The organism is Paenibacillus sp. FSL W8-0186 (assembly GCF_037969765.1).
In the GTDB taxonomy this organism is placed as follows: Bacteria; Bacillota; Bacilli; order Paenibacillales; family Paenibacillaceae; genus Fontibacillus; species Fontibacillus woosongensis.
Genome location: NZ_CP150207.1, coordinates 5208709 through 5222868, shown reverse-complemented (window position 1 = coordinate 5222868; position 14160 = coordinate 5208709). Strand labels below are relative to the sequence as shown.

At 51.9% G+C, this 14160-nt stretch carries 15 protein-coding genes; 4 read left to right on the top strand and 11 right to left on the bottom strand.

Features of this window, described 5'->3' with window-relative positions; all coding sequences use genetic code 11:
• The first annotated feature begins 338 nt into the window (after positions 1-338).
• A complete protein-coding gene (abc-f, locus tag MKX50_RS23395) occupies positions 339-2192 on the top strand; it encodes an ABC-F type ribosomal protection protein (protein WP_339157887.1) in 1854 nt (617 codons plus the stop codon).
• Between the two features lie 112 nt (positions 2193-2304).
• On the opposite strand, the gene MKX50_RS23390 is transcribed toward abc-f, so the two are convergent.
• From MKX50_RS23390 to MKX50_RS23360, 7 genes are all read right to left on the bottom strand, one after another.
• Positions 2305-2649, bottom strand: coding sequence for an EamA family transporter (locus tag MKX50_RS23390; RefSeq protein ID WP_213591190.1), 345 nt, complete (start codon positions 2647-2649; stop codon positions 2305-2307).
• Complete coding sequence (locus MKX50_RS23385) at positions 2633-2980, bottom strand: DUF2304 domain-containing protein (protein ID WP_213591188.1); 348 nt, start codon at positions 2978-2980, stop codon at positions 2633-2635. Before MKX50_RS23385 ends, MKX50_RS23390 begins: the two co-directional genes overlap by 17 nt.
• Positions 2981-3685 carry a glycosyltransferase family 2 protein gene (locus MKX50_RS23380; protein ID WP_213591186.1) on the bottom strand — a complete coding sequence of 235 codons (705 nt, stop codon included), beginning with the start codon at positions 3683-3685 and terminating at the stop codon, positions 2981-2983. It abuts the gene before it with no gap.
• Positions 3682-4971 carry a glycosyltransferase family 39 protein gene (locus MKX50_RS23375; RefSeq protein WP_339157886.1) on the bottom strand — a complete coding sequence of 430 codons (1290 nt, stop codon included), beginning with the start codon at positions 4969-4971 and terminating at the stop codon, positions 3682-3684. The genes MKX50_RS23380 and MKX50_RS23375 overlap by 4 nt, the downstream gene beginning before the upstream one ends.
• A gap of 140 nt (positions 4972-5111) precedes the next feature.
• Entirely contained in the window at positions 5112-5774 is a 663-nt protein-coding gene (locus MKX50_RS23370; RefSeq protein ID WP_213591182.1) for a DNA-3-methyladenine glycosylase 2 family protein, read from the bottom strand.
• Positions 5775-5813: 39 nt separating this feature from the next.
• Entirely contained in the window at positions 5814-7817 is a 2004-nt protein-coding gene (locus MKX50_RS23365) for an ABC-F family ATP-binding cassette domain-containing protein (RefSeq protein WP_339157885.1), read from the bottom strand.
• A gap of 105 nt (positions 7818-7922) precedes the next feature.
• Complete coding sequence (locus tag MKX50_RS23360; RefSeq protein WP_280530414.1) at positions 7923-8078, bottom strand: RAxF-45 family protein; 156 nt, start codon at positions 8076-8078, stop codon at positions 7923-7925.
• A 184-nt stretch (positions 8079-8262) separates the two neighbouring features.
• On the opposite strand from MKX50_RS23360, the gene MKX50_RS23355 reads away from it, so the two are divergent.
• From MKX50_RS23355 to MKX50_RS23345, 3 genes are all read left to right on the top strand, one after another.
• Complete coding sequence (locus MKX50_RS23355; protein WP_283926138.1) at positions 8263-9129, top strand: amino acid ABC transporter substrate-binding protein; 867 nt, start codon at positions 8263-8265, stop codon at positions 9127-9129.
• 54 nt (positions 9130-9183) lie between these two features.
• Positions 9184-9852, top strand: coding sequence for an amino acid ABC transporter permease (locus MKX50_RS23350; RefSeq protein WP_213591176.1), 669 nt, complete (start codon positions 9184-9186; stop codon positions 9850-9852).
• Positions 9853-9987: 135 nt separating this feature from the next.
• The gene (locus MKX50_RS23345) at positions 9988-10437 is read left to right on the top strand and encodes a hypothetical protein (RefSeq protein ID WP_213591174.1); all 450 of its coding nucleotides are present in this window, start codon (positions 9988-9990) and stop codon (positions 10435-10437) included.
• An 88-nt stretch (positions 10438-10525) separates the two neighbouring features.
• Here the strand turns inward: MKX50_RS23345 and MKX50_RS23340 are convergent, their stop codons facing one another.
• The 4 genes from MKX50_RS23340 to MKX50_RS23325 form a co-directional block, all read right to left on the bottom strand.
• A complete protein-coding gene (locus MKX50_RS23340; RefSeq protein WP_339157884.1) occupies positions 10526-11479 on the bottom strand; it encodes a DUF4097 family beta strand repeat-containing protein in 954 nt (317 codons plus the stop codon).
• Positions 11472-12077, bottom strand: a complete 606-nt coding sequence (locus MKX50_RS23335) for a DUF1700 domain-containing protein (RefSeq protein WP_213591170.1) — start codon at positions 12075-12077, stop codon at positions 11472-11474. The genes MKX50_RS23340 and MKX50_RS23335 overlap by 8 nt, the downstream gene beginning before the upstream one ends.
• A complete protein-coding gene (locus MKX50_RS23330; RefSeq protein WP_213591168.1) occupies positions 12074-12400 on the bottom strand; it encodes a PadR family transcriptional regulator in 327 nt (108 codons plus the stop codon). Before MKX50_RS23330 ends, MKX50_RS23335 begins: the two co-directional genes overlap by 4 nt.
• Before the next feature lie 161 nt (positions 12401-12561).
• Positions 12562-14115 (bottom strand): FAD-dependent oxidoreductase, encoded by a 1554-nt coding sequence (locus tag MKX50_RS23325; protein WP_339157883.1) that lies wholly within the window; start codon positions 14113-14115, stop codon positions 12562-12564.
• Between the last annotated feature and the right edge of the window lie 45 nt (positions 14116-14160).

Sequence of the window (14160 nt, the reverse complement as noted above, 5' to 3'; positions counted from 1 at the left end):
TAAAAGAGTAAGAAGCAACCCATTATTTTAACTATTCAGGAGGACCCTTAGACGATGGAGTAAGAACACGTTCCCACAAGACAACTTGTCAGCAGGCAAGCGGCGCTCTCGTGACATCGGGAGCCGGTCAGGGATACGTGTGTCGACTTAGGGTCTTCTTTTTTTGTACTCAAAAAGACTGCTACGATCATAAGGATAGCTGAACCAGCGCTTATTTTGGCGTCTGAGTCTGTTTCTCCTTATGGTTGTACCCCTATTTCGCTGTATGTGTATCTGACCGTGTGCCGCTGGCCACGGTTATTTGCGTTCTATATTCGCGAAACGGGGGATGATGTGAAATGACGATGGTTTTAACAGTTAAGGGTTTAAGGAAGGAATGGAATGGAGAGGCATTGTTTACAGACCTCTCGTTTGAAGTAGGCAGCGGAGAGCGGGTGGCGCTATTCGGCCGAAACGGCTCCGGGAAGACAACTTTGCTGCAGGGCCTGCTGGGTAAGATCAGCTTCGAGGAGGGGCGTGTCCACAGGGTGCTGCCGCTCGAAGAATGGGGCTGGATGGAGCAGCAGGTCGACCTCGATTCGCCATTAACGCTGCTGGAATACGTGCAGTCCCGATCCGGAGAAATCTATGAGCTGAAAAAAGAACTGGAGCAATTGCAGAGCGAAATGGGATCCGGTCAAGCCTCGGAGGCAAGCGTGGAGCGATACGGTTTGATTTATGAGCGGTATATGCAGCTTGGCGGCTATGATTGGGAGGTCAAAGCAGAGAAGCGCCTGGGGCAAATGAACCTGCCGCCGGAGCTGTGGAATTTGCCGTTTGACCGGCTGAGCGGCGGGCAGAAGACGAGAGCGCAGCTCGCTGCCCTGATGGTTCGCGAGCCGAAGTTCGTCCTGCTGGATGAGCCGACGAACCATCTCGATACCCAGTCCCTGAACGACCTGGAAGAGTGGGTTCGCACCTATGAAGGAACGATCCTGTACGTGTCGCATGACCGGACATTCATGGACCGGACGGCTACGTCCATTCTGGAGCTGCAGGCCAATGGATGCCGGTGTTATGCAGGCGGCTACAGCGATTACCGGCAGCAGAAGGAGGTCGAGTGGCGCACCCAAATGACGACGTACAAAAAGCAGGAGCAGGCGAAGCAGGCTCTGGAGCAATCCATCCGGCGCTACCAGGAATGGTTCCATCAGGCCCACCGGGCTGCCCGCGCGGATAATTTGGATGTGGCGATCACGGCGAGCTTCTACAAGGCGAAGGCGAAGAAGAATATTTCGCGTTATCATGCGAAACAGAAGGAGCTGGAGCGACTGGAGCGGGATCGGGTGGAGAAGCCCCGCGAGGCAAAAAAGCTTCGAATGAACCTGCAGGACGGAGCGTTTGCGGCGTCGACCTTGCTGCGCATGAACGATGTTAGCTTCGGCTACGGCCAGGATCTGCTGTTCCGCCACTTCAATCTTCAAGTGGAACGGGGGGACCGGGTCGGCGTATTGGGGCCTAACGGAACGGGCAAGTCTACGCTGCTCAAGCTGGTAACGGGTCAGCTTGCCCCGTTTTCAGGCGCGGTTGCCCTGCATCCGCAGGCTCAGATCGGTTATTTTGCCCAGGAGCTGCATAACCTGGAAGAGGGCATGAGTATTCTGGACAGCCTGCTGGTGCTGCCGGATATGACCGAATCGCATGCAAGGACGATTCTGGGCTGTTTTTTATTTTCCAGGGATGAGGTGTATAAGAAAATCGGCGATTTGAGCATGGGCGAGAAATGCCGGGTAGCGTTTCTGAGGTTGTTTTTCGGCCAGTCCAATCTGCTCATCCTCGATGAGCCGACCAATTATCTGGACATCGAGACACGGGAAGTTGTTGAGGAAGCGTTATGCTCATATCCAGGGGCGCTTATGATCGTAACACACGACAGATATTTGGCCCGCAAGGTCTGCAATCGGCTGCTGCTGCTGGACGGGAGGAAGGAGCCGGAGTGGTTCCCGGGTACGGTGGAGGAATATGAATCCAAGGATCGGGTGAACCGGCGGGATTCCGCCGGGCAAGTGGCTGACAACGAACGGGAGCGCCTGGGGCTGGAGCTGGCTGTTCTGATGGCGCGTGAGGAGCCGGAATCTCCCGGAGAACGGGAGGAATTGATGCGGGCAATTGCCGAAGTCCGCAGGAAGATACAGGCTCTGTCCGAGGTATGATATAACGTATGCCAAAGCGTTCTCCCACTAAGGAAAGCTGCTGTCGATCACATTCAAACTGATCTATTCAAAAAGACGCCAAAGGGCGTCTTTTTTGTTTGCAGATATGCGGTTATTTCGCCAGCAGGTATACGCCGAACAGAATGACGGCAACGCCGGCCAGCTTAGCAGCCGAGATGGATTCGCCAAACAGGTAGTAAGCAGGTATAATTGCGAGAACGTAGGCGAAGGCTTGCATCGGATAGGCTACACTTAGCGGCAAGCGGGTGAGGACGGCAAACCACAGAATCGTGGCCAGCCCATAAAGTGCAACGCCGCCGAGAATCATCGGGGACAGAAGCAGCTTGTTCCATACGAGTCCTCCTGACCGCGTCAGCCCGATCTTAAAGAGAACCTGCCCCGTGACCAGCAGCAGAATGTTGCCGAAGAGCATTACATAACTAATTGTTTTTTCCATAAAGCGCCTCCCGAGCCTTTAAGATCGCCAATTCCTGACTCAGGCGGAGTACCTGGCTCGTCAGCTTGGTAATGACGATCGTAAGATGAAGTATGAGCGAAAAGCAGAACAGCAGGCCGAACAGGAAAAGGACGGCCGGAGCGTATTTTACGCCAAGCTGGTCCGCGATCCATTCCATCAAGGATACGTTCAATGAAACGATGAGCAGTACGATGCTGAATAATATCCATAGCAGGGAATACTGCTCTTTCAGCCTCTGTCTTCGCACGAGTTCCAATACGATGACGAGAAAAGCAATCGCGACCGACACTGATAGAATGTTGATAAACATCTATTTGATCACCGCCGTTCTATTATATCGCATTGCGCTCATAATGACAGAGAGAGTTACTTTAACCATATAGTAGACGGACTTTGCGGGCGTGATCGAGGATCGCCCTGCCTGTCTCCGCTGCATTTCCGTGGATACCTCCGTTATTTTGCAGCCATGGCGCTTAAGGTAGACGAGGGATTCCACCTCAGGGTAATCGATCGGATAATAGCTGGCATACAAATTGATGACTTTGCGTCCGGCTGCCCGGAAACCGCTGGTCGTATCCGTGAACCGCTGTCTCGTAAGGAGCGAGACCAGCTGGGAGAAAAAGATCATGCCGAGGCGGCGCATATGCGGCGAGCGGTATGACGTGGATTTCACGTACCTGGAGCCGATCACGAGATCGTATCTGGACGCCTGTTCGATCAATTTAGGCAGCTCCTTCGCCGGATGCTGGCCGTCGGCATCCATTTGCACGGCCACATCATATCCTTGCATTTTTGCATATATATAACCGGTCTGCATGCCGCCGCCAATTCCGACATTGTAAGGCATCGTCAAGACGCTGGCGCCGCTGGCCTTGGCGATCTCTTCCGTCCGGTCGGTAGAACCGTCGTTGATGACGACAATATCTGTTTCCGGCACATGTCTGCGGATATCCGCGATTACGGAGGCAATGCTGCCTTCCTCATTATATGCCGGGATGATAATGAGAGTTTTCATGGGGTCACCGTCCTCCTTCTTAAGCCATTGTCATAAAGCTTGCTGAAGTACCCGAGAAGCTGTTCTACGAAATATGACCCGAATAGTATTAACAGAATCATGTTCGGATAGCCATACCGGTTAAAAGCAACGAAGGGGATATAAATAACGGTGAAATAACCAAGTGCCAAAATGAGCGGGAGAAGCTTGTCCCAGCGATGCTTAAGCAGAGCCCAGCAAATGCCGAGCATATTGATGATCATCAGGATGATTTGAATGACATTCATCACCGGTCTTGTTACGGGCCAGATCGGGCGGGAGTAGAAAGGATGAAAATACAGCTCAACCCATCGGCCCGCCGTAAACCAGTAGAGATATTTCAAGGGTTCATGCTGGAAGCCGTATTTGATAATATGGATTCCCTTTTGAATCGCCATGCGGTCAGCGCCCTGAAACAAGGTGTCCGGGTCGTATTGCGGATAGGCCTCGAAGAAGCCTGCCGGCGGCAGCTGCCCATGGATTCGGGTTCCAAGCAGGAAGGGGCTTCCCCCGGAATTCGTGAACAGGATAAACTCATGGAACGTCAGCCAGTTCCGGATCCACCAGGGAGAGAGCAGAAGGATATAAACCCCGCTCATGAGCAGGGCATACTTCAGCATGGAACGCCATGGGAGCCGGTGCCTCCACCAGAGAACGAGAAATACAGCAGGGTAGAGGGAGGCATGGGGCTTGAAATAAGCCGCTGCAGCGGTCAATGCTCCTATCAGGATATAATAACGCGCCGTATTTTTTTCCAGGGCGATGATGGTCACGCATAGCAGAAGCAGGAGGATCGTTCTAAAGGTCGTTTCCGATAGAATGACGCCAGAAGAGAAATAATCCGGCAAATAAAGCGCGCTGATCGTACAGGCAACGAGAGCCGTCCGCGTGTTAAAAATGCGCTTGCCCAGCCAGAAGATCAGATAGATCGACAGCACTTGCAGGATGCATTGATATAGCCGGTAAGCGATGACTCCGCCTTCCTCTTGACCGAACAGGGCCATGAATCCCGCCAGAATAAGCGGAAGGCCAGGCATGATGAAGGCCGTCGGCTTGTCTCCGGTATTATAGGCAAGCACGCCTTCATTCAGCAGAAGGCGGGAAGTCTGAATATATTTGACGTCATCATTGTTAGGCTTAAGCGGATCGCCAAGAAAAAAGTAATCATTATAGGCCAAAACAACGACACAGGAAACAATACCAACGAAGGCCATTAAACCGGCTAAATACAGCTTGGCCCCGCGGCTCACCCCTCCAATTCCGAACAAAAGCTTCAACTCCACTCTAGAAAATATTCAAATATATATATAAACAAGTTGCGGCGTTTTAAATAGGCCATGTTCATATATCATATATTATGGGAAAATATCCCACAATTATAAAACGTTCCAGAGTGTAATATTCAATTTTATTTGTAGAGAAGCTCGCTGAGTGTTTGGCCGGAGTCTACATGTCCGATATTGATTGCTTCCCATAAATAAAGGGAGGCGATGGAACCGTAAGGGCTCCATAGATCCATGACCTGCTGCAGATACTTGCGGTCCACCCGCTCTTCCAGGTCATAGAGCCATTTGGCGGCGCGCTGAAGCCCGGCATCCCCCACAGATACAACATTCTCGCGGCCGAGCCCGAAGATCAGGAACATCTCGGCCGTCCATCTGCCGATGCCTTTAATTGAAGTTAGCGCCTGAATGACCGCATCGTCGCTCTTTTCGTGCAGGCGCTCCAGTATGATTTCGCCCGATTGCACTTTGCCGGACAGGTCGCGAAGATATGCCACCTTGGAAGCGGACAGTCCCGCGCCCCGCAAGGCTTCGTCATTTACCGCCGATAAGGCGTCCGGGGAGAGATCGCCAGCCAATTCCAGCACCCTGCCCCGGATCGTTGCCGCAGCCTTGACGGAAATTTGCTGGCTGATGATCGAGCGGGCAAGGGCAGCGAAATGCGGGCCTTGCGTCGCCGTCTTGATCTCGCCGATCAACGAGATCAAGGCCCCCATGCGGTCATCGGCCTCAGACAAGGCGGCCAGGCGAGGGTCATCCATTTGAAGATGGAAGGATATCGGGTTCATCGGACATTCACTCCTTATTTTGCTGAAATAACAGCCCCATCACTTTTCTAAAAGGGAAATATATTTATCAATGAGCGGATCGAGAGTCCGCTGAATTTCAACACGCTCCTCCAGCAGAACGTTCAGCTTATCTGCGTCGCTCCCGATGCCCGGATCAAGCATAGCCTCATCGATCTGTGCAATCCTCTGCTCCATGGAGGATATCTCCTGTTCCATTTTGCGGAGCGTGGCAGGGTTAGCGGCGGAAGAGGCAGAAGGATCGTGCTCTTGCCCCGAGATCTGCTCTGCTTTGTTTCGCATTTTTCCGTTAGGGGAAGCTTCCGAAGCGGGCAATTTGGGGAGAGCGGAATCTCTCGCCGCGCTGAATTCGTATGCCTGCGCGGACTGTCCGTTTGCCGCAGGCTTCCGCTTATTCAGCTCAGCCTGATAGTCGGCATAGCCGCCTTCGGTAATGAACATTTTGCCTCCAGCAAGCTCCCAAATCTGGTCTGCGATTTTGTTGATAAAATATCGGTCATGGGAGATGACGAGCACAGAGCCGGGATATTCCTCGAGCGCGTCCTCCAGGGCTTCCCGGGAGTCGATGTCCAGATGGTTGGTCGGTTCATCCAGGAGCAGCAAATTCGGTTTGCGGTACATCAGCATAGCCAATCTCAGCCTCGTCCATTCACCGCCTGACAGACTATGAACCTTCTTGAAAACGTCACTTCCGTAAAAAAGGAAGCGCGCAAGCTGATTACGGGCTTCCCCGGCTTCCATGCCGAGTCCATTCCGAAAATACTCCAGTACCGTGCAGGGGTCGTCCTTGGGTGCCGATTCTTGTGCAAGATAGCCGGTTTCCACCCGCGAGCCGAGCCGAATCTCCCCCTCCTGAACGGGTTCCATGCCTAGAATGCACTTCATGAGCGTCGTTTTTCCAGCACCGTTGCCGCCGATTAAGGCAGCGTTCTCTCCGTAGCGAAGCGTATGATTTATACCGCGGTACAGCGTGCGTTCCCCGAGGCTTTTACCTGCTTCCCGCAGGACGATGACATCTTTGCCGGAACGGTCAGACTGCGACAGCTGCAGGTCGATGCGCTTTCGTTCGAGCACGGGCCTTTTCAGCTTGACCATGCGGTCCAGCGCCTTTTGCATGGAGGCTGCTCTGCGGTGGAATCCCGCGTTCGGCGGGTTGGAACGGTTTCCCCACTCAATCAGTTGCTTGATGGCCTCCTGCATTTTCTTAATTTTCTTCTGCTGTTCTTGATAGTTGGCAAATTGCTGGAGCAGCCTGCGTTCTTTCTCATTTTTGTATTCGCTATAGCTGCAGGGGTAGGTAAATGCTTCACCGTCCTCGATTTCGATGATTTTATCGGCTACCCTGTCCAGAAAGTAGCGGTCATGGGAGATCACGGTAACGGTACCTTTAAAAGCATGCAGAAATTCCTCTAGCCAATGGACGGCAGCCAGGTCCAAATGATTGGTCGGCTCGTCAAGCAGAAGAACATCCGGCTGCTGCAGCAAAATGACGGCTAGACCGATCTTCGTCTTCTCTCCGCCGGATAAGGAGCTGAAGGCCTGCTTGTAGGAACTGGCAGAGATACCGAGCCCATGAGTCACCCGCTCGATGGACGCCTCCATTTCAAAGCCGCCGTTACGCTCAAAGGCTTCCTGCAAGGTTCCATACTGCTGGAGCAGGCGGTCCATGTTAGAGGTGTTCATGCCTGACGAGGATAACGCGGACATTTCTGCTTCCAGCTGCCTCATTTGCGCATGGATCACGAGCAAAGGCTCAAAGGCGGATTGCAGCACATCGTATACCGTCATATGGCTGGCATAGTCAGGAATCTGGGCGAGAACGCCCAACGTAGTGTCCTTGCGGATGGCGATAGAGCCATGATCGGGCGTTTCACTGCCGGATAAAAGACGCATCAGCGTCGTCTTGCCGCTTCCGTTGCGGCCGATCAAGCCTACCTTCTCGCCGGATTTGATTTCAAAGGTAACATCGCTGAGCACCAGCTCGGCACCGTAATATTTTTGGACATTTATACATTGGATAATCATTCTTTATAATCTCCTTTGGCTCATGCCGCTTCCAGCGAAGCAAAGCTACCTTGGAGACGAAAAAAGGCTGCAGAAATTCTGCAGCCTTCTTCACGTAACGTTCCGTTAGGTTAAGGTAGGAGCGGCATTTCGCAAGTGTAATTTGGATATCGAATAGCTAAAAATGGACAGACTAATCCCGTTGACAGCCACACCATAAAAAATGCCAAATAACGCCATAGGCAATTGGCTAATTCGATTCCATACGAGCTTGCGATCCACTCTACCCACCTCCTTCTAAATATAATTATTTAAATTGTATCCGTTTTGGCATTTATTTTCAACAGCCCTTTTGCTGATATAAAAAAAGGGATTGACGAAATCGGGGTTGAAGCGTAATATATTCAATTAATCCGAGTTGAATTATATGAATTAAATTTAAATTATAGATAGGGGTCTGGTAGATATGAAGAAACTCAGCTTAACAGTTCTAACCCTAGTATTGACGGTCCTGCTTGCAGCCGCTTGCGGCGGTGGAACGAATAACGGCTCTGGCAATACGGCAAATGACTCTGCGGGTAAAGGCAATGTTGGCGCAGGAGCGCAGACGGAGACAGCCTCTGGGGAGAAGAACCTGCTTGAAACGATCAAGGCAAACGGCAAAATCCGGATCGGAACGGAGGGAACGTACGCGCCGTTCACGTTCCATGATAAAGACGGCAAGCTGACAGGTTTTGACGTAGAGCTGGCTCAGGAGGTTGCCAAGCGTCTTGGCGTAGAGGCCGAGTTCATCGAGACGCCGTGGGACGGCATTTTCGCCGGACTGGATGCGAAGCGGTTCGATACCGTGTTCAATCAGGTCACCATTCGCGAGGATCGCAAGGAGAAATACGACTTCTCGGATGCCTACATCGTATCCCGTGCCGCTTTGATCGTCCGCGAGGATAATAACGACATTGCGAAATTTGCTGATCTTAACGGGAAAAAAGCCGGGCAGTCGCTGACGAGCAATTTAACGGATATCGCCAGGGAGAACGGGGCGGAAATCGTCGGAACCGAAGGCTTTAACCAGGCGATCGACCTGCTGCTTTCGAAGCGGATCGATGCAACGGTGAACGACGGGTTGTCCTTCTTGGATTTGAAAAATCAAAAGCCGGACGTGCCGCTAAAAGTCGTTGATGAGCTGCCGGAGGCTGCAGAAAGCGCAGCGCTGTTCAACAAAGGAAATGACGAGCTTGTAGCCGCCGTCAATGAAGCGCTGGCAGCGATAAAGGAAGATGGCACGTACCTGGAGATTTCCAACAAATATTTTGGCGCAGACGTATCTAAATAAACTGAATCCGGAACAGGGTGATTCCGCCGGTCTGCCCGCAAAGGATGTCTTGATATGAACGATAGGCTTGTACAAATATTTATCGATTCGCTGCTGCCCCTGCTTAAAGCGGGGGTTGCTTTTACTATTCCCCTTACGTTGATTACCTTTGGCCTTGGCATGCTAGTGGCCATATTGACCGCCCTGGCGAGGCTGTCCAAGTGGACGCTGATTCGTCAAGCCGCGAAGTTCTACGTATGGGTTATACGGGGAACTCCGCTCCTCGTGCAGCTGTTTATTATTTTCTACGGCTTGCCTAGTGTCGGCATTACGTTGAAGCCTTTTTCCGCGGCGGTCATCGGTTTCACGTTAAGCGTCGGAGCCTACGGATCGGAAATCGTCCGCGCAGCGATATTGTCGATAGAGAAGGGGCAATGGGAGGCCGCCTATTCACTGGGGATGAGCCGGATCCAGGCGCTATATTACGTGATACTGCCTCAGGCGGCCCGCGTATCGGTTCCGCCGCTGGGCAACTCCTTCATCAGTCTAGTGAAGGATACCTCGCTGGCCTTTACGGTCACCTATGCGGAAATGTTCCGCAAGGCGCAGGAAATCACATCTGTGACCTATGAGCCGCTCCTCGTGTATAGCGAGGTCGCTTTGATCTATTTGCTGTTCAGCACGGTTCTTTCGGCATTGCAGTCGCATATGGAGAAACGGCTCGATCGTTTTGCCGTCAAATAAGCCATGTAAAAAATGTGGTTGCTCTGTTATTTATTTCTGAAATCCGTTGCATTATAATGAGGAAGGCAAAAACGTGCTGGTTGAGGAAAATCAGATTACGAGGTGTCAATCTTACATGAAATAAGGGGAGTCTACTTGAAAAGAACAGCACAACTTATTATGGATCAGCTGCTGAAGCAGTCCGGCAGCACGGTTACCCTCGACGTTCGTTCGCGCTTCCCCGGTGGTCGGAACGTTGGCGGCAAATACAGTATCGCCAACCATAACGTCACGATGTATTTGGAGGAAATCAAGAAGCAATGCCTAAGTCTCTTTGGTTCGCTGGATGTTTTCCCGCAGGTGCTGAGTATCGTGTTCGCCCATGAACTCGGGCATGCGGAGGATGCCAGTCTGAAGGAGCTGTCGGATCTTCTGGATGCGACCGACAACGAGCTGGAGCGCAGGAGAATTGCTCTTCGTATCGAAGAGAACGCCTGGGACTATGCCAAGACGCTGATTCCGGAGGAAGATAAGAGCATTATGCAGACGGTCATTTATTACTCGCTGAAGTCATACCGCGATGCCATCGCGGGCGAAATCGCCTAGCGAATCGCATTTCAGTATGTCATATGTCATAATAGCCCCTGGCTTTTAGAGCCGGGGGCTATTTTTTGAATAGGATAGATTAGAACAGTTATTTGATCGTAATATTTCCTGAGGTGGAGCGCACCTTAATGAGGTCTTCGGTTACGCTAGGTGAATCGGGCGCTTCGATTCGGCCCGAAGTGGCCCTAAGGTCGTAAATGCCTTGAAACTCAGGGTCAGCGGAAAGGGCTACGTTTCCAGAATGGATGGATATATCCAGTGAGTCTGAGCGCTGCTCCTTGATCGTGATGTTGCCGGAGGTGGATTTAATGGTTCCGTTCCCCGTCCATTCACTGATTTTAATATTGCCCGAGGTGGCTGTAACCTGAATATCGCCTTTCATATCTTGGGCTGAGAAATCCCCAGAGGTCATTTCGGAAGTTAAAGATCCTCTTATATTGTTGAGTCTCACATTGCCAGAGGTTAGCTTAATATCGGTATCAGCCGCAATCTCATCCAGCGAGATTATGCCGGAGAAGTTCTGGATCTTCAAGCGGTCGGCGGTTAAATTCTGGGCCGTCAGGTTGCCTGATTTCGTCTCCAATGATATTTCTTTGGCGCGTAAAGCCTTGAAATTGCCGTTGTTGGCCAGCAGATCGACAGAGATTTGATTTAACGACCGCTCCGGATCGGCCAAGGCCACCGTCACATGCTGGGTGGAGGATCGAAAGTTGAAGCTGAGGAAACGAATGACATACTCCTCTTGAAAATGAAGGGCGAGGGACTGAGCGGCGATTTTCGTCCCTGTCAGCTTATCAATTGATTTCTGGGGCAAATTCCCGCTAGCTTCCACGTAATTCGTGCCATCTGGGCTGTGGATAAATTCGAAATTGACATTATAGTCGCTGTCGATGGACAGCGACTGCAGTTCGTCATCCCCAAACGTCCATTTCTGCGTATAGGCAGGCTGTTCTTTCTCGAAGTCGAAGCCCTGATAGATCATCCCGCCGATGCCCAGGATGATGCAAAGGGTCGCAATTAAGCTCCATCCTTTTTTATTCATTAATCTTAACTCCTTTGGCGACTCGGACGTTCCATGCCCAATAAGACGCGCTTAGTTTTAGGATGCCGGAATAGGCATGCCGCGTACTGATGGCGAGAAAGATACCAATTCCGACTAAGGTTAGGGCGGCAAAAGCCTTTGCCGGCAAGAGAGCCCCGTTAAATGCATATTCGAGCAGCAGGGCAGCAGGGCTCACAATACCGCCAACGGCCCCCAGTGCAAGGGCTAGGGCTGCTGCCCATAGAGATGCCAGCAAAGGCATCATGACCAGGTTAAGAAAGAACAACCCGGCATAAACTGCTGGAGCAGCTTTCCGGTAGCGGGTGCCGCGATCTCCGGTAGGAATTGCGTCGGTCTGTCCCTGTGGCGGTTCTCCAAACCAGTATAAGGGGTGCTGTGGAGCCGAACGGTTGCCCAGGGCTTCCTGGGCCAGTTCAACCGGATCGCCCAGTTCGCGGACGATTTCTTCCTCGGTCTTTCCATTCTGAAGGCCGAAAGCAAAATGAGCTTCATAGTCCTCCATTAATTCATGGCGCTCCTCCGGCGGGAGCGCCGATAAATGAGTACTGAGCAGCGAGATGAATTCGCTCTTTGTCATAAATCGTTCCCTCTCTCGATTAAATTGGATACGTTGCTGACGAATCGTTTCCATTCAATCACCAGCTTCTTCATGTGTATTTCCCCTTGAGGGGTCAGTTTGTAATATTTACGGGGAGGCCCTTCGCTCGATTCCTGTAAATACGTCGTGCAATGGCCTTCGTTCACGAGCCTGCGCAGCAGAGGATATAGGGCGCCTTCCGCCACTTCGATGTGCTCCGAGACAGATTGGGCCAGCTCATATCCATAGCGATCCTTTTCGTGGATGAGTACGAGGACGCAAATTTCCAAGGCGCCTTTTTTGAATTGGATACTGATATCCAAGTGGCATCGCCTCTTTTTTCATATATTTAGCAGTATTTATCAGCAGTTTTCTACATGATATCATCCAGTACTGAATAATGCAATATAGTAAATGCAAGAAAGGCACCAGCCGGTGCCTTCGTGCAATCCAGGTTTTATTCTTCGGTATGCCATCACCGCCGTCAAGGCTCCTGACTGAGCAGCGGCAAGCTTTCCGTGGCCGGCCCTTCCAGTACTTTTCCTTCGTAGTTGAACCTTGATCCGTGGCATGGGCAGTCCCAGGAGCGCTCGGCCTCGTTCCATTCCACCTCGCAGCCGAGATGTGTGCATGTCGTATCAACGATGTAAAGTCGGCCTTCCTTGTCCTTATAGCCGCCGGCCCGCTTGCCGAGATGCCGCACAACCCCGCCTTCGTCATTTTTCAAATCTTCCGCTTTACGGCGGATCAATTCTACCTTGCCAGATACCCATTCCTTGGCGACATCAGCGTTCTGTACCGTAAAGTTCTTCATGCCCGGATTTACCTTAAAGCGGGAAGGCGTATACAGATCCGTATACTTGTTGCCGTGGCCCATAATGAGATCGCGGAACATCAGAGCGGCTGCGGTTCCGTTCGTCATTCCCCATTTGGCAAATCCGGTGGCTACCAGAACTTTGTCCTCGTTTGCAGTAATAGCCCCGATGTAAGGGATTTCGTCTATTGTGACGAGATCTTGAGTCGACCATCGGTAAGGGATGCGTTTGGCTCCGAACAGCTTGCCGCCGAATTTCTCCAGTTCTTCATAGTGCTTGAAAGTGCACTCGCCCTTACCCGTTTTGTGTGATTCTCCGCCGACCAGAATAACCTGCTCATCGTTCAGCAGGGCTGATCTCAGGGAACGCTTAGGGTCGCCGCAATTAATGTACATGCCCTGTTCCAGCGGAATTTCCGGCTCTATAGCAACTACATAAGAACGTTCCGCATGTAGTCTAGTGAAGTAGAACCCGCCTCCGTCATAGAACGGGAAGTGCGAGGCAGAGATCGCATATTGGCAAGTGATTTTATGACCTCCCTCGGTAGTGAGCTGCCGCCGCCCGTCCCGGGTATGGTCAGCCGCATCCTCCAAGGTCGTATTTTCGTAGAGGGTTCCGCCATGTGAAACTACGTATTCAACGAGGTTACGCAGGTAATGCAGCGGGTGGAATTGGGCCTGGTTCTTCATCCGTATGGCTCCATAGACTTGGATGGGGATCGGCAAGGTGTCGCACCATTCGCCCGGCAGCCCTAGCTGCTCATAAGCCTCCCATTCTTTGCGAAGCTGCTCTGCCTGCTCCTCGGAGTCGGCGTATAAATAGGCATCCTGCTGCTGCAATTGGCAGTCGATTTGATGCTCCTCCACTGTGGATCGAATGAAAGAGAGGGCTTCCTCATTTGCTTCATAGTAGAGTCTGGCCTCTTTATCTCCAAAATGCTTCCGCAGCTTGTCGTAAATCAGTCCGTGCTGGGCCGTGATTTTGGCCGTTGTGAACCCGGTCGTTCCGTCAAGAATTTCGGCCGCATCCACAACGGCTACCTTAAAGCCTGCCTTACATAGCAGATAGGCGGTGGTAATGCCCGTAATGCCAGCGCCGATAATGGCGACGTCGGTCTCGATATCCTCTTGGAGCCGGGGAAAAGAGGGCAGGTTGGTCGTATCCCGCCACATGGATTGGGGGTATCGGGGGAGCTCTCCAGAACCGTAAGTTTGGTTATTCATCGGCAACCTCCTTATAATCGCAGTCGTTTTTCATTATTACCACGT

What these genes read in the sequence shown, in the direction of transcription:
- abc-f (WP_339157887.1), top strand. Translation starts at nt 339, where the DNA reads ATGACGATGGTTTTAACAGTTAAGGGTTTAAGGAAGGAATGGAATGGA.
- MKX50_RS23390 (WP_213591190.1), bottom strand. Translation starts at nt 2,649, where the DNA reads ATGGAAAAAACAATTAGTTATGTAATGCTCTTCGGCAACATTCTGCTG.
- MKX50_RS23385 (WP_213591188.1), bottom strand. Translation starts at nt 2,980, where the DNA reads ATGTTTATCAACATTCTATCAGTGTCGGTCGCGATTGCTTTTCTCGTC.
- MKX50_RS23380 (WP_213591186.1), bottom strand. Translation starts at nt 3,685, where the DNA reads ATGAAAACTCTCATTATCATCCCGGCATATAATGAGGAAGGCAGCATT.
- MKX50_RS23370 (WP_213591182.1), bottom strand. Translation starts at nt 5,774, where the DNA reads ATGAACCCGATATCCTTCCATCTTCAAATGGATGACCCTCGCCTGGCC.
- MKX50_RS23365 (WP_339157885.1), bottom strand. Translation starts at nt 7,817, where the DNA reads ATGATTATCCAATGTATAAATGTCCAAAAATATTACGGTGCCGAGCTG.
- MKX50_RS23355 (WP_283926138.1), top strand. Translation starts at nt 8,263, where the DNA reads ATGAAGAAACTCAGCTTAACAGTTCTAACCCTAGTATTGACGGTCCTG.
- MKX50_RS23350 (WP_213591176.1), top strand. Translation starts at nt 9,184, where the DNA reads ATGAACGATAGGCTTGTACAAATATTTATCGATTCGCTGCTGCCCCTG.
- MKX50_RS23340 (WP_339157884.1), bottom strand. Translation starts at nt 11,479, where the DNA reads ATGAATAAAAAAGGATGGAGCTTAATTGCGACCCTTTGCATCATCCTG.
- MKX50_RS23335 (WP_213591170.1), bottom strand. Translation starts at nt 12,077, where the DNA reads ATGACAAAGAGCGAATTCATCTCGCTGCTCAGTACTCATTTATCGGCG.
- MKX50_RS23325 (WP_339157883.1), bottom strand. Translation starts at nt 14,115, where the DNA reads ATGAATAACCAAACTTACGGTTCTGGAGAGCTCCCCCGATACCCCCAA.